The 15,920-nt window shown below is 74.0% G+C and carries 13 protein-coding genes; all 13 read right to left on the reverse strand.

Annotated elements, in window-relative coordinates; translation table 11 throughout:
* Positions 1-57: 57 nt before the first annotated feature.
* Entirely contained in the window at positions 58-720 is a 663-nt protein-coding gene (rpe, locus tag H9641_RS07675) for a ribulose-phosphate 3-epimerase (protein ID WP_191802497.1), read from the reverse strand.
* 98 nt (positions 721-818) lie between these two features.
* A complete protein-coding gene (locus H9641_RS07680) occupies positions 819-2,414 on the reverse strand; it encodes an RsmB/NOP family class I SAM-dependent RNA methyltransferase (protein WP_191802499.1) in 1,596 nt (531 codons plus the stop codon).
* The gene (gene fmt, locus H9641_RS07685) at positions 2,411-3,364 is read right to left on the reverse strand and encodes a methionyl-tRNA formyltransferase (RefSeq protein ID WP_191802501.1); all 954 of its coding nucleotides are present in this window, start codon (positions 3,362-3,364) and stop codon (positions 2,411-2,413) included. The genes H9641_RS07680 and fmt overlap by 4 nt, the downstream gene beginning before the upstream one ends.
* 119 nt (positions 3,365-3,483) lie before the next feature.
* A complete protein-coding gene (locus H9641_RS07690) occupies positions 3,484-4,155 on the reverse strand; it encodes an HAD family hydrolase (protein ID WP_318244446.1) in 672 nt (223 codons plus the stop codon).
* Positions 4,152-6,497, reverse strand: coding sequence for a primosomal protein N' (locus tag H9641_RS07695; RefSeq protein WP_191802503.1), 2,346 nt, complete (start codon positions 6,495-6,497; stop codon positions 4,152-4,154). Before H9641_RS07695 ends, H9641_RS07690 begins: the two co-directional genes overlap by 4 nt.
* Before the next feature lie 52 nt (positions 6,498-6,549).
* Positions 6,550-7,758: a methionine adenosyltransferase gene (gene metK, locus H9641_RS07700; protein WP_191802505.1), complete on the reverse strand. Its 1,209-nt coding sequence runs from the start codon at positions 7,756-7,758 to the stop codon at positions 6,550-6,552.
* Positions 7,759-7,823: 65 nt separating this feature from the next.
* Entirely contained in the window at positions 7,824-9,059 is a 1,236-nt protein-coding gene (coaBC, locus tag H9641_RS07705) for a bifunctional phosphopantothenoylcysteine decarboxylase/phosphopantothenate--cysteine ligase CoaBC (RefSeq protein WP_191802507.1), read from the reverse strand.
* Positions 9,060-9,126: 67 nt separating this feature from the next.
* Positions 9,127-9,399 carry a DNA-directed RNA polymerase subunit omega gene (gene rpoZ, locus H9641_RS07710; RefSeq protein ID WP_056651983.1) on the reverse strand — a complete coding sequence of 91 codons (273 nt, stop codon included), beginning with the start codon at positions 9,397-9,399 and terminating at the stop codon, positions 9,127-9,129.
* A gap of 225 nt (positions 9,400-9,624) precedes the next feature.
* Positions 9,625-10,239: a guanylate kinase gene (gene gmk, locus H9641_RS07715; RefSeq protein WP_191802618.1), complete on the reverse strand. Its 615-nt coding sequence runs from the start codon at positions 10,237-10,239 to the stop codon at positions 9,625-9,627.
* A 1-nt stretch (position 10,240) separates the two neighbouring features.
* The gene (gene mihF / locus H9641_RS07720) at positions 10,241-10,552 is read right to left on the reverse strand and encodes an integration host factor, actinobacterial type (RefSeq protein WP_056651986.1); all 312 of its coding nucleotides are present in this window, start codon (positions 10,550-10,552) and stop codon (positions 10,241-10,243) included.
* Between the two features lie 127 nt (positions 10,553-10,679).
* Complete coding sequence (locus tag H9641_RS07725; protein ID WP_191802509.1) at positions 10,680-11,561, reverse strand: tyrosine-protein phosphatase; 882 nt, start codon at positions 11,559-11,561, stop codon at positions 10,680-10,682.
* 127 nt (positions 11,562-11,688) lie between these two features.
* Positions 11,689-12,576: an orotidine-5'-phosphate decarboxylase gene (gene pyrF, locus H9641_RS07730; protein ID WP_318244447.1), complete on the reverse strand. Its 888-nt coding sequence runs from the start codon at positions 12,574-12,576 to the stop codon at positions 11,689-11,691.
* Entirely contained in the window at positions 12,573-15,920 is a 3,348-nt protein-coding gene (carB, locus tag H9641_RS07735) for a carbamoyl-phosphate synthase large subunit (protein ID WP_191802511.1), read from the reverse strand. Before carB ends, pyrF begins: the two co-directional genes overlap by 4 nt.

Below are 15,920 nucleotides of genomic sequence, written 5' to 3' on the forward strand. Positions count from 1 at the left end.
TCGGCCGGCAGGCACGCGGCCCCGTCCGTCCCGCGGGCTGGACCGATGTGAACGGCGTCAGTGCGCGTGGCCCTCCGCGAGCGCCCGCAGGGCCGCGATCTCCTCAGGGATGTTCTCCGCCCCGTAGACCGCGGAGCCCGCGACGAACACGTTGGCCCCGGCCTCGGCCGCGCGCTCGATCGTGGCGCGCGAGACGCCGCCGTCGACCTGGATCCACACGTCGAGCCCGGCCTCGGACACCGCGTCGCGGATGCGACGGATCTTGGGCAGCGTGCCCTCGATGAAGGACTGACCGCCGAACCCGGGCTCGACCGTCATGACCAGGAGCATGTCGAACTCGGGCAGCAGGTCCAGGAACGGCTCGACCGACGTCGCGGGACGCAGCGCGAGGCCCGCGCGCGAGCCCAGGCGGCGCAGTTCGCGCGCCAGGCGCACGGGGGCCGTGGCGGCCTCGGCGTGGAACGTGACGGACGCGGCGCCCGCTTCGGCGTAGCCGGGGGCCCAGCGGTCGGGGTCGGCGATCATGAGGTGCGCGTCGATCGGCACCGGGGACACCTGGACCAGGCGCTCGAAGATCGGCAGCCCCAGGGTCAGGTTGGGCACGAAGTGGTTGTCCATCACGTCGACGTGCGCGTAGTCGGCGGTCGCGATCGCGCCCAGGTCGCGCTCGAGGTTCGCGAAGTCGGCGGACAGGATGCTGGGGGCGATGAGTGCGGACATGGGCACCAGCCTAGAGGGCGCCCGCACCCTGTGCGGAGACGCGGAACGGCCGGGCCGGGTGGCGAGGGCTACCCGACCCGGCCGCGGACGGCAGGTGCTCAGGCCCGACGGCGCAGCAGCGTCAGGTGCATCGCGTCGGTCCCGTGGACGTGCGGCCACAGCTGGACGTCGGTGCGGTCGGCGAGGGGGATGTCGTCCCCCGCGATCTGCCGCACGGCCGCGGCCGCGTCGAGGACCTCGACGTCGTCGCGCCCGGCCAGGACGTCCTTGACCACGAGCTGGGTCTCCGCGAGGTGCGGGGAGCACGTGACGTACCCGACGACGCCGCCGGGGCGCACGGCGTCCAGGGCCGAGCCGAGCAGCTCGCGCTGCAGCGTCGTGAGGGTCGCGATGTCCCCCGGGGTGCGGCGCCAGCGCGACTCGGGGCGCCGGCGCAGCGCCCCCAGCCCTGTGCAGGGGGCGTCGACCAGGACGCGGTCGTACGCGCCGGGCTCCTCGACCCCCACCTGGCGCCCGTCGCCCACCTGCACGCGCTCGACCGCGTCCGCGGGCACGGCCGCGAGCGCCTGCTCGACCAGGCGGGCGCGGTGCGGGGCGACCTCGTTCGCGACGATGCGTGCGCCCTGCTCGCCTGCGAGGGACGCCAGGAGCGCCGCCTTGCCGCCGGGGCCCGCGCACAGGTCGAGCCAGCGCTCGTCGGTGTTGGCCGCACGGTCGGACCGGTCGCCCGCCGTGGGCGTCGAGGGTGCGGCGGGCAGCGTGGGCACTGCCGCGAACGCGAGCGTCACGAGCTGGCTGCCCTCGTCCTGGACGCCTGCGGCGCCGTGACGGACCGCAGGGATCGCGGCCGGGTCCGAGCCGGACAGCACCAGGGCCGTGGGGGCCCAGCGGCCGGGGTCCGTGGTGGCGTCCCCGCGCACGTCGTGGGTGACCTCGCCCGCGAGGCGCTCGCGGCTGACCAGGCCGGGGCGCGCCACGAGGGTCACCCGGGGGGCGGTGTTGTCGGCCTCGAGGAGCTCGGCCAGGTCGTCGGCCGAGCGTCCCGTGCCGACCAGGGCCTCGCGCATCGCGCGCGCGATCCACACGGGGTGGGACTGGGTGATCGCGAGGCGCGTGACGTCGTCGGGCGCGTCGGCGGAGATGACCTCGAGCCACTCCTCGAGGGTCGAGCGCGAGATCTTGCGCAGGACCGCGTTGACGAACTGGGCGCTGCCGGCGCCGGCGCGGGCGCGGGCCAGGCCCACGGTCTCCGAGACGGCCGCGTGCTGGGCCACGCGCATGCCCAGGAGCTGGTGGGCGCCCAGGCGCAGCAGGTCGAGCACGTTCGGGTCGACCTGGTCGAGGGTGCGGTCCACGCACCGGGAGATGATCGCGTCGTAGCGCCCCCGCAGGCGCAGGGTGCCGTAGGCGAGCTCGGTCGCGAAGGCTGCGTCGCGACCGCGGATGCCGCGCGCGCGCAGCAGGGGCGGCAGGACGAGGTTCGCGTAGGCGTCGGAGGACGCGACCTCCTGCAGGACGTCGAACGCGACGTTGCGCGCGGGGTCGGTCACCTTGGCGCGCTGGGAGGGCGCCGACTCGGACCGTTGGCCCGCGCCCCGGGCGCGCGCCGCGCCGCGCTCGCGGCCCTGGGCGTCGCGGCGGTCGCCGCCGCCGCCGCGCTGGGGGCTTCCGTGGGTGCGTGCCTCGCCGCTCATGCGTGGTCCTTCGTGTCGTCGGGGGTCCCGAGGACGACGTGGTCGCCCAGGCGGGCGCCGCGGGCCCAGTCGGTCGCGGCCATGTGCTTCTTGCCCACGGGGGCGACCTCGCCGAGCGCGACCGCGTGGGTGCCGGTGCCCACGAGGACGTCACGCTTGCCGGCGCGCAGCTCCCCGGGGGCCAGGTCGTCCACGTCGGGGCGCGGCGTGACGGGGCCCAGGCCCAGGCGGGCGCCGTCGGGCAGCGTGGTCCAGGCGCCGGGCGCGGGCGTGCAGCCGCGCACCTGGCGGTCGATCGCGAGCGCCGGGTGGGCCCAGCGCACGTGCGCGTCCTCCGGGACGAGCTTCGCGGCGATGCTGACTCCCTCGGCCGGCTGGGCGACCGGGGACGCCACACCGTCCTCGATCGCGTCGAGGGTCGCCACGAGCAGGCCGGCCCCCGACGTCGCGAGGCGTCCCAGGAGGTCGCCCGAGGTGTCGCGGGGGCGGATGGTCTCGGTCGCGGTGCCCAGCACGGGGCCGGTGTCCAGGCCCTCCTCGAGCAGGAAGGTCGTGGCGCCGGTGACCTCGTCGCCCGCGATGATCGCGCGCTGCACGGGGGCCGCGCCGCGCCAGGCTGGCAGCACCGAGAAGTGCAGGTTGACCCACCCGTAGCGGGGCACGTCGAGCACCTCGCGGCGCAGGATCTGCCCGTACGCCACGACGGGCGCGCAGTCGATCTCGAGGGCCTCGAGCCGGGCGACGAACTCCGCACCGCGGGGCACGTCGGTAATGACCGGGATCCCGGCCGCCTCGGCCCGCACCCGCACGGGACTGGGGGTCAGCCTGCGGCCGCGACCCGAGGGCGCATCGGCACGGGTCAGGACGGCGACCACCTCGTGCCGGGAGTCGATCAGGGCATCGAGGGCCGGGACGGCCGCTTCCGGGGTTCCGGCGAAGAGCACACGCATGGGGCGAGTCTAGGCGGTGCACCCCTGCCGGCCGCCCCGTCCGGACCCCGCGGGCGGCCGGACGAGCGGCGTGCGGGATCCGGTCCGGCGCGGACGGGCCGGACCGGGCAGAGCGCGGGTCAGGCCTCGGCGACCTGGACGCCGAGCTCTCGCAGCCTCGCCCGCAGCCCCTCGACGTGCTCGAAGCGCAGCGTCCGGAACCCCAGCGCACGGGCGGTCGTGACGTTCGCCACGGAGTCGTCGACGAAGAGCGTGCGCGCGGGGTCCAGGGCGAAGCGCTCGGTCGCGACCTCGAAGATGCGCGGGTCCGGCTTGACGAGCCCCACCCGGCCCGAGACCAGCACGTCCTCCATGAGCCCGACCGCCGGGGCCGCGGGCTCGGCCTCGTGGAACATCTCCGCGGACCAGTTCGTCAGCCCGTACAGCCGGACACCGAGCGTGCGCAGCTCGCGCACCACCTCCTCGGTGCCGGGCACCGGACCGACCAGGCTCGCTGCGAAGTTCTCGGTGTACACGTCGAGGGTCTGCACGTGCTCGGGGTGGTGCTCCGCGAGCTCGCGGCGGGCGTCGGCCCAGGACCGGCCCGCGTCCTGACGCGCGTTGAACGTGGGGAAGTCGACGGCCTCGAAGAAGGCCTCGACGTCGGCACGGGCCATGCGTCCCTCGTAGGCCGCGTACGGGTCCCACGTCACCAGGACGTTGCCGAAGTCGAAGAGCACGGTGTCGATCGCCGGGGCGGGCGCGCTCCCCTCGGGCGCGCCGCCCGGGGTCGTGGACGTGGTGGGGTTCACAGCATCTCCTTGGGGTCGAGCTGGACGCGTACGCTCCCACCTTCTCGCTTGGCAGAGCGCACCGCGAGAGAGGCCGAGAGCTCGCGCGCGAGCCTGCGGCCCTCGCGCAGCGGCACGCGCACGATGGTGCGCACGGGCGGCTGCAGCGAGGGATCACGCCCAGGACCGCCGCGTGCGGGGCGCCCTGCCCCCTCGGCGACCTCCACGGGCCCCAGCGTCGTCGAGGCGTCCGCGAGGCCCACCCGGGCCACGACCGCGTCCACGGCCTGCCGGTCCCCCGTGACGGCGGCGACCCGCACCGCGGGCGGCAGGTCGAGCTCGCGGCGCTCGGCCAGCTCACGGTCCGCGAACCCGGCCGGGTCCCAGCGCACCAGGGCGTTGGTGGGCCCCGGTGCCGCGTCGCCCACGAGCAGCACCTGCCCGCCCTCGCGGGCCGAGCGCACCAGGCCCGCGGCCGCGAGCCAGCGGTGCAGGGCGTCCTGGGCGACCGCGAGCCCCACGTGCGCGGTGCTCAGCGCCGCGTCGAGCAGCAGCGCGGCGGCGTAGCCGCCCTCGGACACGGGCTCCGCGCCCGGGGTCGCCACGACCACGGCGGGACGCGGCCCGACGGCGGCGATCACCCCGCCCGGGGCGCTCGCGCCCGAGACGCGCACCGCGACGCCCGGGAAGGCACGGCCGAGCTCCTCGGCCGTACGTCCCGACCCGACCCGCACCGAGCGCAGGCCTGTCCAGTGGCACTCGTCGCACGACCACGCCCCGGCCAGGGCCCCGCACCACGCGCACTGCGGCGGCGCCCCGGGACCAGGCAGCATGAGCGGCCCGTGGCACGTGCCGCAGTGCGCGGCCGTGCGGCAGCGGGCGCACGCCACGACGGGCATGTAGCCGGCACGCGGGACCTGGACCAGGACCGGCCCGGTGCCCAGGGCGTCCCGCACGGCCCGCCAGGCGGCGCTCGGCAGGCGCGCCGCGGCACCCGCGCCCTCGGACGCGAGCTCGACCGACGTCAGCGCCCGCACCCGCGGGGCCCGCGCGCGCAGGACCTCGCGCGGCGCGGCGACCTCCCGGGCCCAGCCCGACTCGAGCAGCGCCTGGGCCTGCACCGTGCGGCTGACCGAACCGAGCAGGAACGCGGCCCCCTCCAGCTCGCTGCGCAGCGCGAGGACCTCGCGGGCGTGCGGGTACGGCGAGCGCGGCTCGGCGAGCGTCTCCTCACCGTCGTTCCAGCACACCACCAGCCCCAGGTCCTGCACGGGCGCGAACGCCGCGGCTCGCGTGCCGATCACGATCGGGACCTCGCCGCGCAGCGCCGCGAGGAAGCTGCGGTACCGGGGTGAGGGCCCCTCGTCCGCGGTCAGCCGGACGAACTGCCCGTCCTGGCGAGCCGTGCGGGCCGTGTAGCCGGCGAGCTCGAGCGCCCGCGACATCTGGTCGACGTCCCGCGCGTCGGGCAGCACGACGAGCGCCCCGCGCCCGCCCGTCACGGTCGCGCGCACGGCCTCGGCCAGGGCCAGGGCCCAGTGCTGGACGGCCTGCGCCGGGTCCTCCTCGCCGGCGCCGCGACCGCCCGCCGGACGATCACGGGGGACGGGCACGCCGTCGGCCACGCGGCCCGGCAGCGCCGTCCAGACCGCGCGCGGGCCCGACCCGCCGACCAGGTGGCTCAGGAACGCGGCCCCGCCGCGGTAGGGGGCCCACTCCGAGGGACGCGCCGGGCCGGAGGGCACCGGTGCCGCGGGGGCAGGCGGTGCCACCGTGGAAGCGGAGCCCGCGCGACCCGTCGGAGCACCGGTTGCCGCGGCGCTCGCGGCGCCCTCGTCACCAGTGCCCGGGTCCACCGGGGCGTCCGCGGTCGGCTGCTCGCTGCCCGACGGCGCCGCTTCCGCCCGCGCGTGACGCGGCGGGATCGCGAGGCGCAGCACGTCCGAGAGCGTGCCCGCGTAGTGGTCGGCGACCGTGCGGCACAGCTGCGCGACCTGCGGGGTGAGCACCTGCTCGGGTGAGACGAGGCGCTTGAGCGGTACGAGACGACCGTCGTGGTCGCTGCGGTCCGCACGGGCCAAGACGAATCCGTCGACCTCCTGCGGGCCGAACCGCGCCTTGACCCGGACCCCCGGCCGAGCGTCCGCGGCCATCGAGGCGGGCACCAGGTAGTCGAACGTGCGGTCCAGGTGGTGCGGCGACAGGTCCAGGACCACGCGGGCGACCGGCTGGTCGCCCGCGATCTCCAGCGCGCCCACCGGGCGTGCGGCCTTGCCCGCGCGCCGGGCGCGCGGGGCCGCCTCGGGAGCGGGGAGCAGCGTGAGCTGCTCCCCTGCGTCCTCGGCGGTGTCCTGGCTGGTCATCGCCCTATCTCAGCACGCGCCACCCACACCGGGGAAGCCGGTGCGCCCCGGCTCAGACGGCAGCCTGGAGCGCGGCGACGCGGTCCGTGCGCTCCCACGTGAAGTCGGGCAGCTCGCGACCGAAGTGACCGTACGCAGCGGTCTGCGAGTAGATGGGACGAAGAAGGTCCAGGTCCGCGATGATCGCGGCCGGGCGCAGGTCGAAGACCTCGTCGATCGCGGCACGGATGCGCTCGACCGGGACCGTCTCGGTGCCGAACGTCTCGACGTACAGGCCCACGGGGTGCGCCTTGCCGATCGCGTACGCGACCTGGACCTCGCAGCGGCGCGCGAGCCCCGCCGCGACGACGTTCTTGGCGACCCAGCGCGTGGCGTACGCGGCCGAACGGTCGACCTTCGACGGGTCCTTGCCCGAGAAGGCGCCGCCACCGTGACGGGCCATGCCGCCGTACGTGTCGACGATGATCTTGCGGCCGGTCAGCCCGGCATCGCCCTGGGGGCCGCCGATGACGAACTTGCCGGTCGGGTTCACGAGCAGGCGGAAGTCCGCGACGTCCAGGTCCAGCCCGGCGACGACCGGGGCCACGACGAGCTCGGCGACCTGGGCGCGCAGCGTCTCCTGCAGCACGTCCTCGTCGTGCTGGGTCGAGAGCACCACGGTGTCGAGGCGGACGGCACGGTCCCCGTCGTAGCCGATCGTCACCTGCGTCTTGCCGTCGGGGCGCAGGCCCGGCAGCGACCCGTCCTTGCGGACCAGCGCGAGGCGCTCGGCCAGGCGGTGCGCGAGGAAGATCGGCAGGGGCAGGAGCGTGGGGGTCTCGTCGCTCGCGTAGCCGAACATCAGGCCCTGGTCGCCGGCGCCCTGGGCGTCGAGCGGGTCACGCGAGATGCTCGGGCCCGAGGAGTCGTCTCGCTCCTCCAGGCTCTTGTCGACGCCCTGCGCGATGTCCGGGGACTGCTGGCCGATCGAGACCGACACGCCGCACGAGTCGCCGTCGAAGCCGATCGCGGAGGACGTGTACCCGATGCCCTTGACGACGTCGCGGATGATCTGCGGGATCTCGACGTACGCGTTGGTCGTCACCTCCCCCGCGACGTGGACCAGGCCCGTGGTGACCATGGTCTCGACCGCGACGCGCGAGGTGGGGTCCTGCTCGAGGAGCGCATCGAGGATCGCGTCGGAGATCTGGTCACAGACCTTGTCCGGGTGGCCTTCCGTCACGGACTCGGACGTGAACAGGCGCAGGTCGTCAGAACTCATGGGATCCAGCGTACTGTCCCGCTAGGTGATACGCGGCATCCGACCACTGAGACGTGAAGGAGATCTCAGTCCGTGGTCGCGGCGAGCGGCGGCGAGAGCTTGAGGACCGCGTCCCACACCGCGTCCGCGACCTCGCGCTTGGACCCGGCGGCCTGGGCGACGGTCTCGCCCTGCGCGTCGACGATCGTGACCTCGTTGGTGTCCGTACCGAACCCTCGCCCGCCACCGACGGGGTTGATCACCAGCAGGTCGGCACCCTTGCGGCGCGCCTTGGCGCGGCCGTGGTGCAGGACGTCGCCGGTGTCGTCGCCAGTCTCGGCGGCGAACCCGACCACGACCTGCCCGGGGCGCAGGCGTTCGCGTGCCAGCTCGGCCAGGATGTCCGGGTTCTCGACGAGCTCGATGGGCGCGGGCCCCTGGCCCGGCACCTTCTTGATCTTGGCCCCCGGGGTCCGGGCCGGACGGAAGTCCGCGACCGCGGCGGTCATGACCACCACGTCGGCGTCAGGCGCGACCGCGCGGACGGCGTCACGCAGCTCGGCCGTGGACCCCACGCGCACGACGTCCGCGATCCCGTCGAGCGGCTCGGTCAGGTTCGCCCCGACGAGGGTTACGTCCGCTCCACGGTCCTGGGCCACGCGCGCGAGCGCGATCCCCTGGCGTCCGCTCGAGAGGTTCCCGATGAAGCGCACCGGGTCGATCGGTTCGCGCGTTCCGCCCGCCGAGACCACCACGCGCAGCCCGGCCAGGTCCTGCGGAGCCCCGCCGGTGCCCGCCCGACCGGCGACCTCGAGCGCGACGCGGGCGATGTCCTCGGGCTCGGGCAGGCGCCCGGGACCCGTGTCCTTGCCCGTGAGCCGGCCGCTGGCCGGCTCGATCACGTGGACGCCGCGTGAGCGCAGGGTCGCGACGTTGGCCACGGTCGCCGGGTGCTGCCACATCTCGGTGTGCATGGCCGGAGCCATGACCACGGGGCAGTGCACGGTCAGGAGGGTCGAGGTGAGGAGGTCGTCGGCACGGCCCGCGGCCGCGCGCGCGAGGAGGTCCGCCGTGGCGGGGGCGACGATCACCAGGTCCGCGCCCTGGCCGAGCGCGACGTGCGCGACCTGCGGGACGTCGTCGAACACCTCGGTGCTGACCTTCTCGCCCGACAGCGCCTCGAACGTGGGCGCGCCGACGAAGCGCAGGGCGGAGGCGGTGGGGACGACTCGTACCCGGTGACCCTGCTCACGCAGGAGACGCAGCAGGAGGACGGCCTTGTAGGCCGCCACTCCCCCGCTGACACCCAGCAGGATCCTCATCGGTACGAGCCCTCCCTCGCGCCCACGCCTCGCACAGAACGTCCGTCCGCCCGGAGGCGGTCGACGATCAGGGAGCCGGGACGTCCACGGTCTCGATGGTGAGCAGGCCCTGGTTGATCTCGCGCATCGCGATCGACAGCGGCTTCTCCTGGTTGCGGGTCTCGACGAGCGGGCCCACGTTCTCCAGCAGGCCCTCGTTGAGCTGGGAGTAGTACGCGTTGATCTGGCGCGCACGCTTGGCGGCGTAGATCACGAGCGCGTACTTGGAGTCGGCGCGCTCCAGCAGCTTGTCGATGGGCGGGTCGGTGATGCCCTCGGGGGCGGCGATGGTTCCGGACACAGTCTCACTCCGTGAGTCAGGGGGACCTGCGACGGTCTGTCAGGGCCGGTGCAGGATGGATGGTTCAGGTACGACGTGCGGACCTTGTACAGCGGGTCGATCACGAGGTTGCGCGCGCTCAGCACGCACGCGCCTGACGACCAGTCTACTGGGCAGGCACAAATCCTCCCGAGGGACCGATCGCCCTGCCTGCCGGGGCAGGGCCGGGCGTGGTCGCGGGTCGCGTCAGGCGACGGGCGTCAGGCCCATGGCCTCGACGAGCGCGTCGGTCGCCCGGTGCACCTCGTCGTTGACGATCACGACGTCGAACTCGGGCTCTGCGGCCAGCTCGACGCGTGCGGTCGCCAGGCGGCGCTCGCGCTCCTCGGGTCCCTCCGTGCCACGGCCCACGAGGCGCCGCTCGAGCTCCTCCCAGCTGGGCGGGGCCAGGAACACGAACCGTGCCTCCGGCATGGAGGCACGGACCTGGCGCGCGCCCTGGAGGTCGATCTCCAGCAGGGCGGGAACGCCCGCCGCCAGCTTCTCCTCGACCGGGCGACGCGGGGTGCCGTACCGGTTGCGCCCGTGCACCACGGCCCACTCGAGCATCTCGCCCTCGGCGACCAGGCGGTCGAACTCCTCGGCCGAGATGAAGTGGTAGTGGACGCCGTCCACCTCGCCCGGGCGCGCCTCGCGGGTCGTCGCGGACACGGAGAGCCACACCTGCGGGTAGCGGGCGCGGATGTCCGCGGACACGGTCCCCTTCCCGACGGCGGTCGGGCCCGCCAGGACGGTCAGGCGGGCAGGGTGCTGTGGTGCGGCGGGTGACGAGGCAACCGGCGCAGCGGGTGAAGCGGAAATGTCAGCCAAACCTCTCGATGAGCGCCGCGGACTGGTGAGGTCCCAGCCCGCGGACGCGACGCGTCTCGGCGATCCCGATCTCTTCCATGATCGCCCGGGCCTTCACCTTACCTACGCCGGGGAGCGACTCCAGCAGCGCGACGACGCGCAGCTTGCCGATCACGTCGTCGGTGCGCCCCTGCTCGATCACCTCAGCGAGGGAGCCCTGGGAGTACTTCAACCGGTTCTTGACCTCGGCGCGCGCTCGGCGCGCCTCGGCCGCCTTCTCGAGATTGGCCGCGCGCTGCTCGGGGGTCAGGGATGGTAGTGCCACGCAAGTCACCTACTTGTCCTCAGACGGATGGGCCCACACGTGCACCGGGGCCACCCACCGGATCACGAGCCCCGGTGGCGACCTCGACACCTTCGAAACTAGTCACACCTGGCAGGTCAGGCAACGCTCACACGCCCTGAGCAGCGAACTTCCTGACGATCTTCTCCCTGGTCGCAGGCCCGACGCCGCACGCCTCGAGGTACCCGTCGATGCTCCCGAACTCCTTCTCGGCCAGCTCCCAGGCGCCCAGGAGGTACTCCGGCTCGACGCCCAGCAGGGGCGTCAGGGCCTCCTTGTCCAGCCCGGGGATCGGGGGGATCACGGCCGCGATCCCGTCGACCGCGGCCCCGCTCGCGAGGTACTCGGCGAGTCGGTCCTCGTCGCTCACGCCGCAGACGTACTGGACGAGCGCGACGATCCACCCGGTACGGTCCTTGCCCGCCGAGCAGTGCACGACGACCGCCCCGTCCGCGTCCGCGACGTCCTGGAGAGCCTCACCCACGGTCCGGCGGATCCCCGGGTCCGTGACGAACGTCGCATAGACGCCGTGCATCATGGCGCGGGCCAGCGCCTGCGGGTCCTTCGACCCGATCAGCTGGGCGATCATGGCCGCGGTGTCGGCCGAGCGCTCCTCGCCGGCGGTCGCGCCGTCCGCGCCACCAGGCCCTGCGTCCGAGCCGCGCAACGCGTGCCCGACGCCGGCGCCCGGGTCCATCCGTCGAGGAACCACGCGCGTGGTCGCCGGGACGACGTCCTGCCCGTCGCGCTCGACCTCGTCCTCACCACGCAGGTCCAGGTCGACGGTCACCCCGAGGGCCTCGAGAGCCGCGACGCCCTCGGGGGTCAGGCGGGACAGGCCGGCGGTGCGCAGCAGCACCCCGGTCCGCAACGGCTCGGTGGCGCCGACGGGCACGGCGCGCCCGCCCACGTCGCGGGCGTTCCAGGTCCCGGGGATGTCGAGGGCCCCGGGGTCGTCCGTCCGGGCGTCTGCAGCGAGAGAGGAAGTCATGGGGCGAGTCTTTCAGGTGGCGTCAAGAGCTGCCGCACGGCACGTCACGTGCCGCAGCACGCCCGAGGGGGCGCCCACCGGGATCGATGGGCGCCCCCTCGGACGTGCGCGAGCGTGCCGCAGGCATTCAGCCGCGCAGCGCCTCGGCTGCCTCGCGTGAAGCGGCTCGGGCGGCCTCGAGGAGCGAGGCAGCGTCGGGCCCTGCCGCGAGCACGCCGCGCGAGGACGACGCGAGCACCTGGCGGCGGGCGTCGCCGAACACCGCGGCAAGCTCGGTAGCCCCCGCACCCTGTGCCCCGACGCCAGGAGCCAGCAGCGGACCGTTGACGGCAGGCAGGTCCACCCCGGTGTTGCGAGCCGCGTCACCGATGGTCGCGCCCACGACCAGGCCGATCGACCCGAGCGGGTCGGCGCCCTCGTTGAGAGCCGCGGCCTCCGCCGCGATGCGCGCGGCGACCGAGCGGACGTCGGCCCCGGCCCCCGTGCGGGCGTGCTGGACCTGCGCGCCCTCCGGGTTGGACGTCAGGCACAGCACGAACAGCCCGCGCCCCGACTCGAGCGCGGCCTCCACCGCAGGGGTCAGCGAGCCGAACCCGAGGTACGGCGAGACGGTCAGGGCGTCGCCCGCGAGCGGCGAGCCGTCGCGCAGGTAGGCGTCCGCGTATCCCGCCATGGTCGACCCGATGTCGCCACGCTTGGCATCGACGATCGTCAGCGTCCCGGAGGGCCCCGCGGCCGCCGCGGCGGCCAGGACCTCCTCGAGAGCCGCGACCCCGCGCGAGCCGTGGCGCTCGAACAGCGCCGACTGCGGCTTGAGCGCGGCGACGTGCCCGCCCAGGGCCTCCACGACCCGCAGGCCGAACTCACGGACTCCCGTGGCGTCGTCGGGCAGGCCCCACGCCGCGAGCAGACCCGGGTGCGGGTCGATACCCACGCACAGCGGCCCGTGGGAGTCCATGGCCGCGGCGAGCCGCTCCCCGAAGGGCCGGCGCGCCCCGGTCACCGCGGCGCTCACGCGTCCGCCGCTGCGTGACGCTCGGCCGTGGCCGCCATGTGCTCCTGCAGGCTCCACACGTCGAACGGACCCGCGAGCACGGCCTCGATGCCCTGGACCGCTGCAGCGAGCTGCTGGGTCGTCGTGACGATCGGCTTGTCCGCGGCGGTCGTGGCAGCGCGGATCTCGTAGCCGTCGGCGCGCGCGCCCTGGCCCGACGGCGTGTTGATGACCATGTCGACCTTGCCCTCGGTGATGAGGTCGACGATCGTCGGCTCACCGTCCGCGCCGCGGCCCGAGGAGAACTTGCGCACGATCGTGGCCGGGATGCCGTTGCGGCGCAGGACGCCCGCGGTGCCCTGGGTCGCGAGGATCTCGAAGCCCAGCTCCGTGAGGCGCTTGATCGGGAAGACGATCGAGCGCTTGTCGCGGTCGGCGACCGACACGAAGACCGAGCCCTTGGTCGGCAGGCCGCCGAACGCCGCCGCCTGGGACTTGGCGAACGCACGCGGGAAGTCGCGGTCGAAGCCCATGACCTCGCCCGTCGAGCGCATCTCCGGGCCCAGGACCGTGTCGACCACGATGCCGTCGGTCGTGCGGAACCGCTTGAACGGCAGCACGGCCTCCTTGACCGCGATGGGGGCGTCGAGGTCGAGCGTGCCGCCGTCGCCCTCGGCGGGCAGGACGCCGCTCGCGCGCAGGTCCGCGATGGTCTCGCCCACCATGACGCGGGCCGCGGCCTTGGCCAGGGACACGCCCGTGGCCTTGGAGACGAACGGGACCGTGCGCGAGGCGCGCGGGTTGGCCTCCAGGACGTACAGGACGTCCGAGACCAGCGCGTACTGCACGTTGAGCAGGCCGCGCACGCCCACGCCCTTGGCGATGGCCTCGGTCGAGCGACGGATGCGCTCGATCTCGGCCTCGCTCAGCGAGACGGGGGGCAGCACGCAGGCCGAGTCGCCCGAGTGGATGCCGGCCTCCTCGATGTGCTCCATGACGCCGCCGAGGTACATCTCGGTGCCGTCGTAGAGCGCGTCGACGTCGATCTCCATCGCGTCGTCGAGGAAGCGGTCGATGAGCAGCGGCGCGGGCAGCGAGCCCGTCGTCGTGCGGTCGTCCGTGGCCGCGGCGTGCAGCGCACGCTCGACGTAGCCCGTGAGCTGCTCGGCCGAGTAGACGATCTCCATGCCGCGCCCGCCGAGCACGTAGGAGGGACGCACGAGCACCGGGTAGCCGATGCCCTCGGCGATCTCCTGGGCCTCGGCCAGGGACGTCGCCGTGCCGAACGCCGGGGCCGGCAGGCCCGCCTCGGCCAGGACGCGGCCGAACACACCGCGGTCCTCCGCTGCGTCGATCGCCTCGGGCGAGGTGCCCAGGATCGGCAGGCCCGCGTCGGCCAGGCGCTGCGCGAGGCTCAGCGGGGTCTGGCCGCCGAGCTGGACGATGATGCCCGCGACCGGGCCGGCCGCGAGCTCGGCCTGGTAGACCTCCAGGACGTCCTCGAACGTGAGCGGCTCGAAGTACAGGCGGTCCGAGGTGTCGTAGTCCGTCGAGACGGTCTCCGGGTTGCAGTTGACCATGACGGTCTCGTACTCGTCCTTGAGCGCGAGGGTCGCGTGCACGCACGAGTAGTCGAACTCGATGCCCTGACCGATGCGGTTGGGGCCCGAGCCCAGGATGAGGACCGCGGGACGCTCGCGCGGGGCGACCTCGGACTCGAGGTCGTACGACGAGTAGTGGTACGGCGTCTTGGCCGCGAACTCGGCCGCGCACGTGTCGACCGTCTTGTAGACCGGGCGCACGTCGAGCGCGTAGCGGACCTCGCGGACTGTCGACTCCCCTGCCGCTCCCATGCCGCGCAGCTTCGCGATCTGCGGGTCCGACAGGCCGTGGCGCTTGGCCTCGAGCAGCACGTCGCGCGTGAGCGCGTCGGCCGAGGCGACCGACTCGGCGACCTCGTTGACGAGCTGGATCTGGTCCAGGAACCACGGGTCGATCTTGGTGGCCTCGAAGACCTGCTCGAGGCTCGCGCCGGCGCGCAGCGCCTGCTGGGTCGCGACCAGGCGGCCCTCGGTCGGGCGCGCGATCTCCACCAGGAGCTCGTCGAGCGCCTCGCCCGAGACGGGCTCGCCGTCCCAGTGGAAGACCGAGCCGGCCTTGTCGATCGAGCGCATGGCCTTGCCGAGCGCCTCGGTGAAGTTGCGGCCCATGGCCATGGCCTCGCCGACCGACTTCATGGTGGTCGAGAGCGTCGGGTCCGCGGCCGGGAACTTCTCGAACGCGAAGCGCGGGACCTTGACCACGACGTAGTCGAGCGTGGGCTCGAACGACGCGGGCGTGACCTGCGTGATGTCGTTGGGGATCTCGTCGAGCGTGTAGCCCACCGCGAGCTTCGCGGCGATCTTCGCGATCGGGAAGCCCGTGGCCTTGGACGCCAGCGCCGAGGAGCGCGAGACGCGCGGGTTCATCTCGATGACGATGATGCGGCCCGTGTCGGGGTGCACCGCGTACTGGATGTTGCAGCCACCCGTGTCGACGCCGACCTCGCGGATGACCGCGATGCCGATGTCGCGCAGCTTCTGGAACTCGCGGTCCGTGAGCGTCAGCGCCGGGGCGACCGTGACCGAGTCGCCCGTGTGCACGCCGACCGGGTCCACGTTCTCGATCGAGCACACGACGACCACGTTGTCCGCGGTGTCGCGCATGAGCTCGAGCTCGTACTCCTTCCAGCCGAGGATCGACTCCTCGAGGAGCACCTCGGTCGTGGGCGAGTAGTGCAGGCCCTGGCCCACGATGCGGCGCAGGTCCTGCTCGTCGTAGGCGATGCCCGAGCCGAGCCCGCCCATGGTGAAGGACGGGCGCACGACCATGGGGTAGCCGAGCGAGTCGGCGGCCGCGATGGCCTCGTCGATCGTGTGGATGATCTCCGAGCGGGCGCTCTCGCCGCCGCACTTCTCGACGACCTCCTTGAACTGCTGGCGGTCCTCGCCCTTCTCGATCGCGGCGATGTTCGCCCCGATGAGCTCGACGTCGTACTGCGCGAGGACGCCGGCCTCGTCGAGCGCGATCGCGGCGTTGAGGGCCGTCTGGCCGCCGAGGGTCGCGAGGAGCGCGTCGGGGCGCTCCTTGGCGATGATGGTCGTCAGGACCTCGGTCGTGATGGGCTCGACGTAGGTCGCGTCGGCGAACTCGGGGTCCGTCATGATCGTGGCGGGGTTCGAGTTGACGAGGATGACCCGCAGGCCCTCCTCCTTCAGGACGCGGCAGGCCTGCGTGCCCGAGTAGTCGAACTCGCACGCCTGGCCGATGACGATCGGCCCGGAGCCGATCACCAGGACGCTGGAGATGTCAGTTCTGCGAGGCAC

This window comes from Oerskovia merdavium (assembly GCF_014836755.1).
GTDB classification, from domain to species: Bacteria; Actinomycetota; Actinomycetes; order Actinomycetales; family Cellulomonadaceae; genus Oerskovia; species Oerskovia merdavium.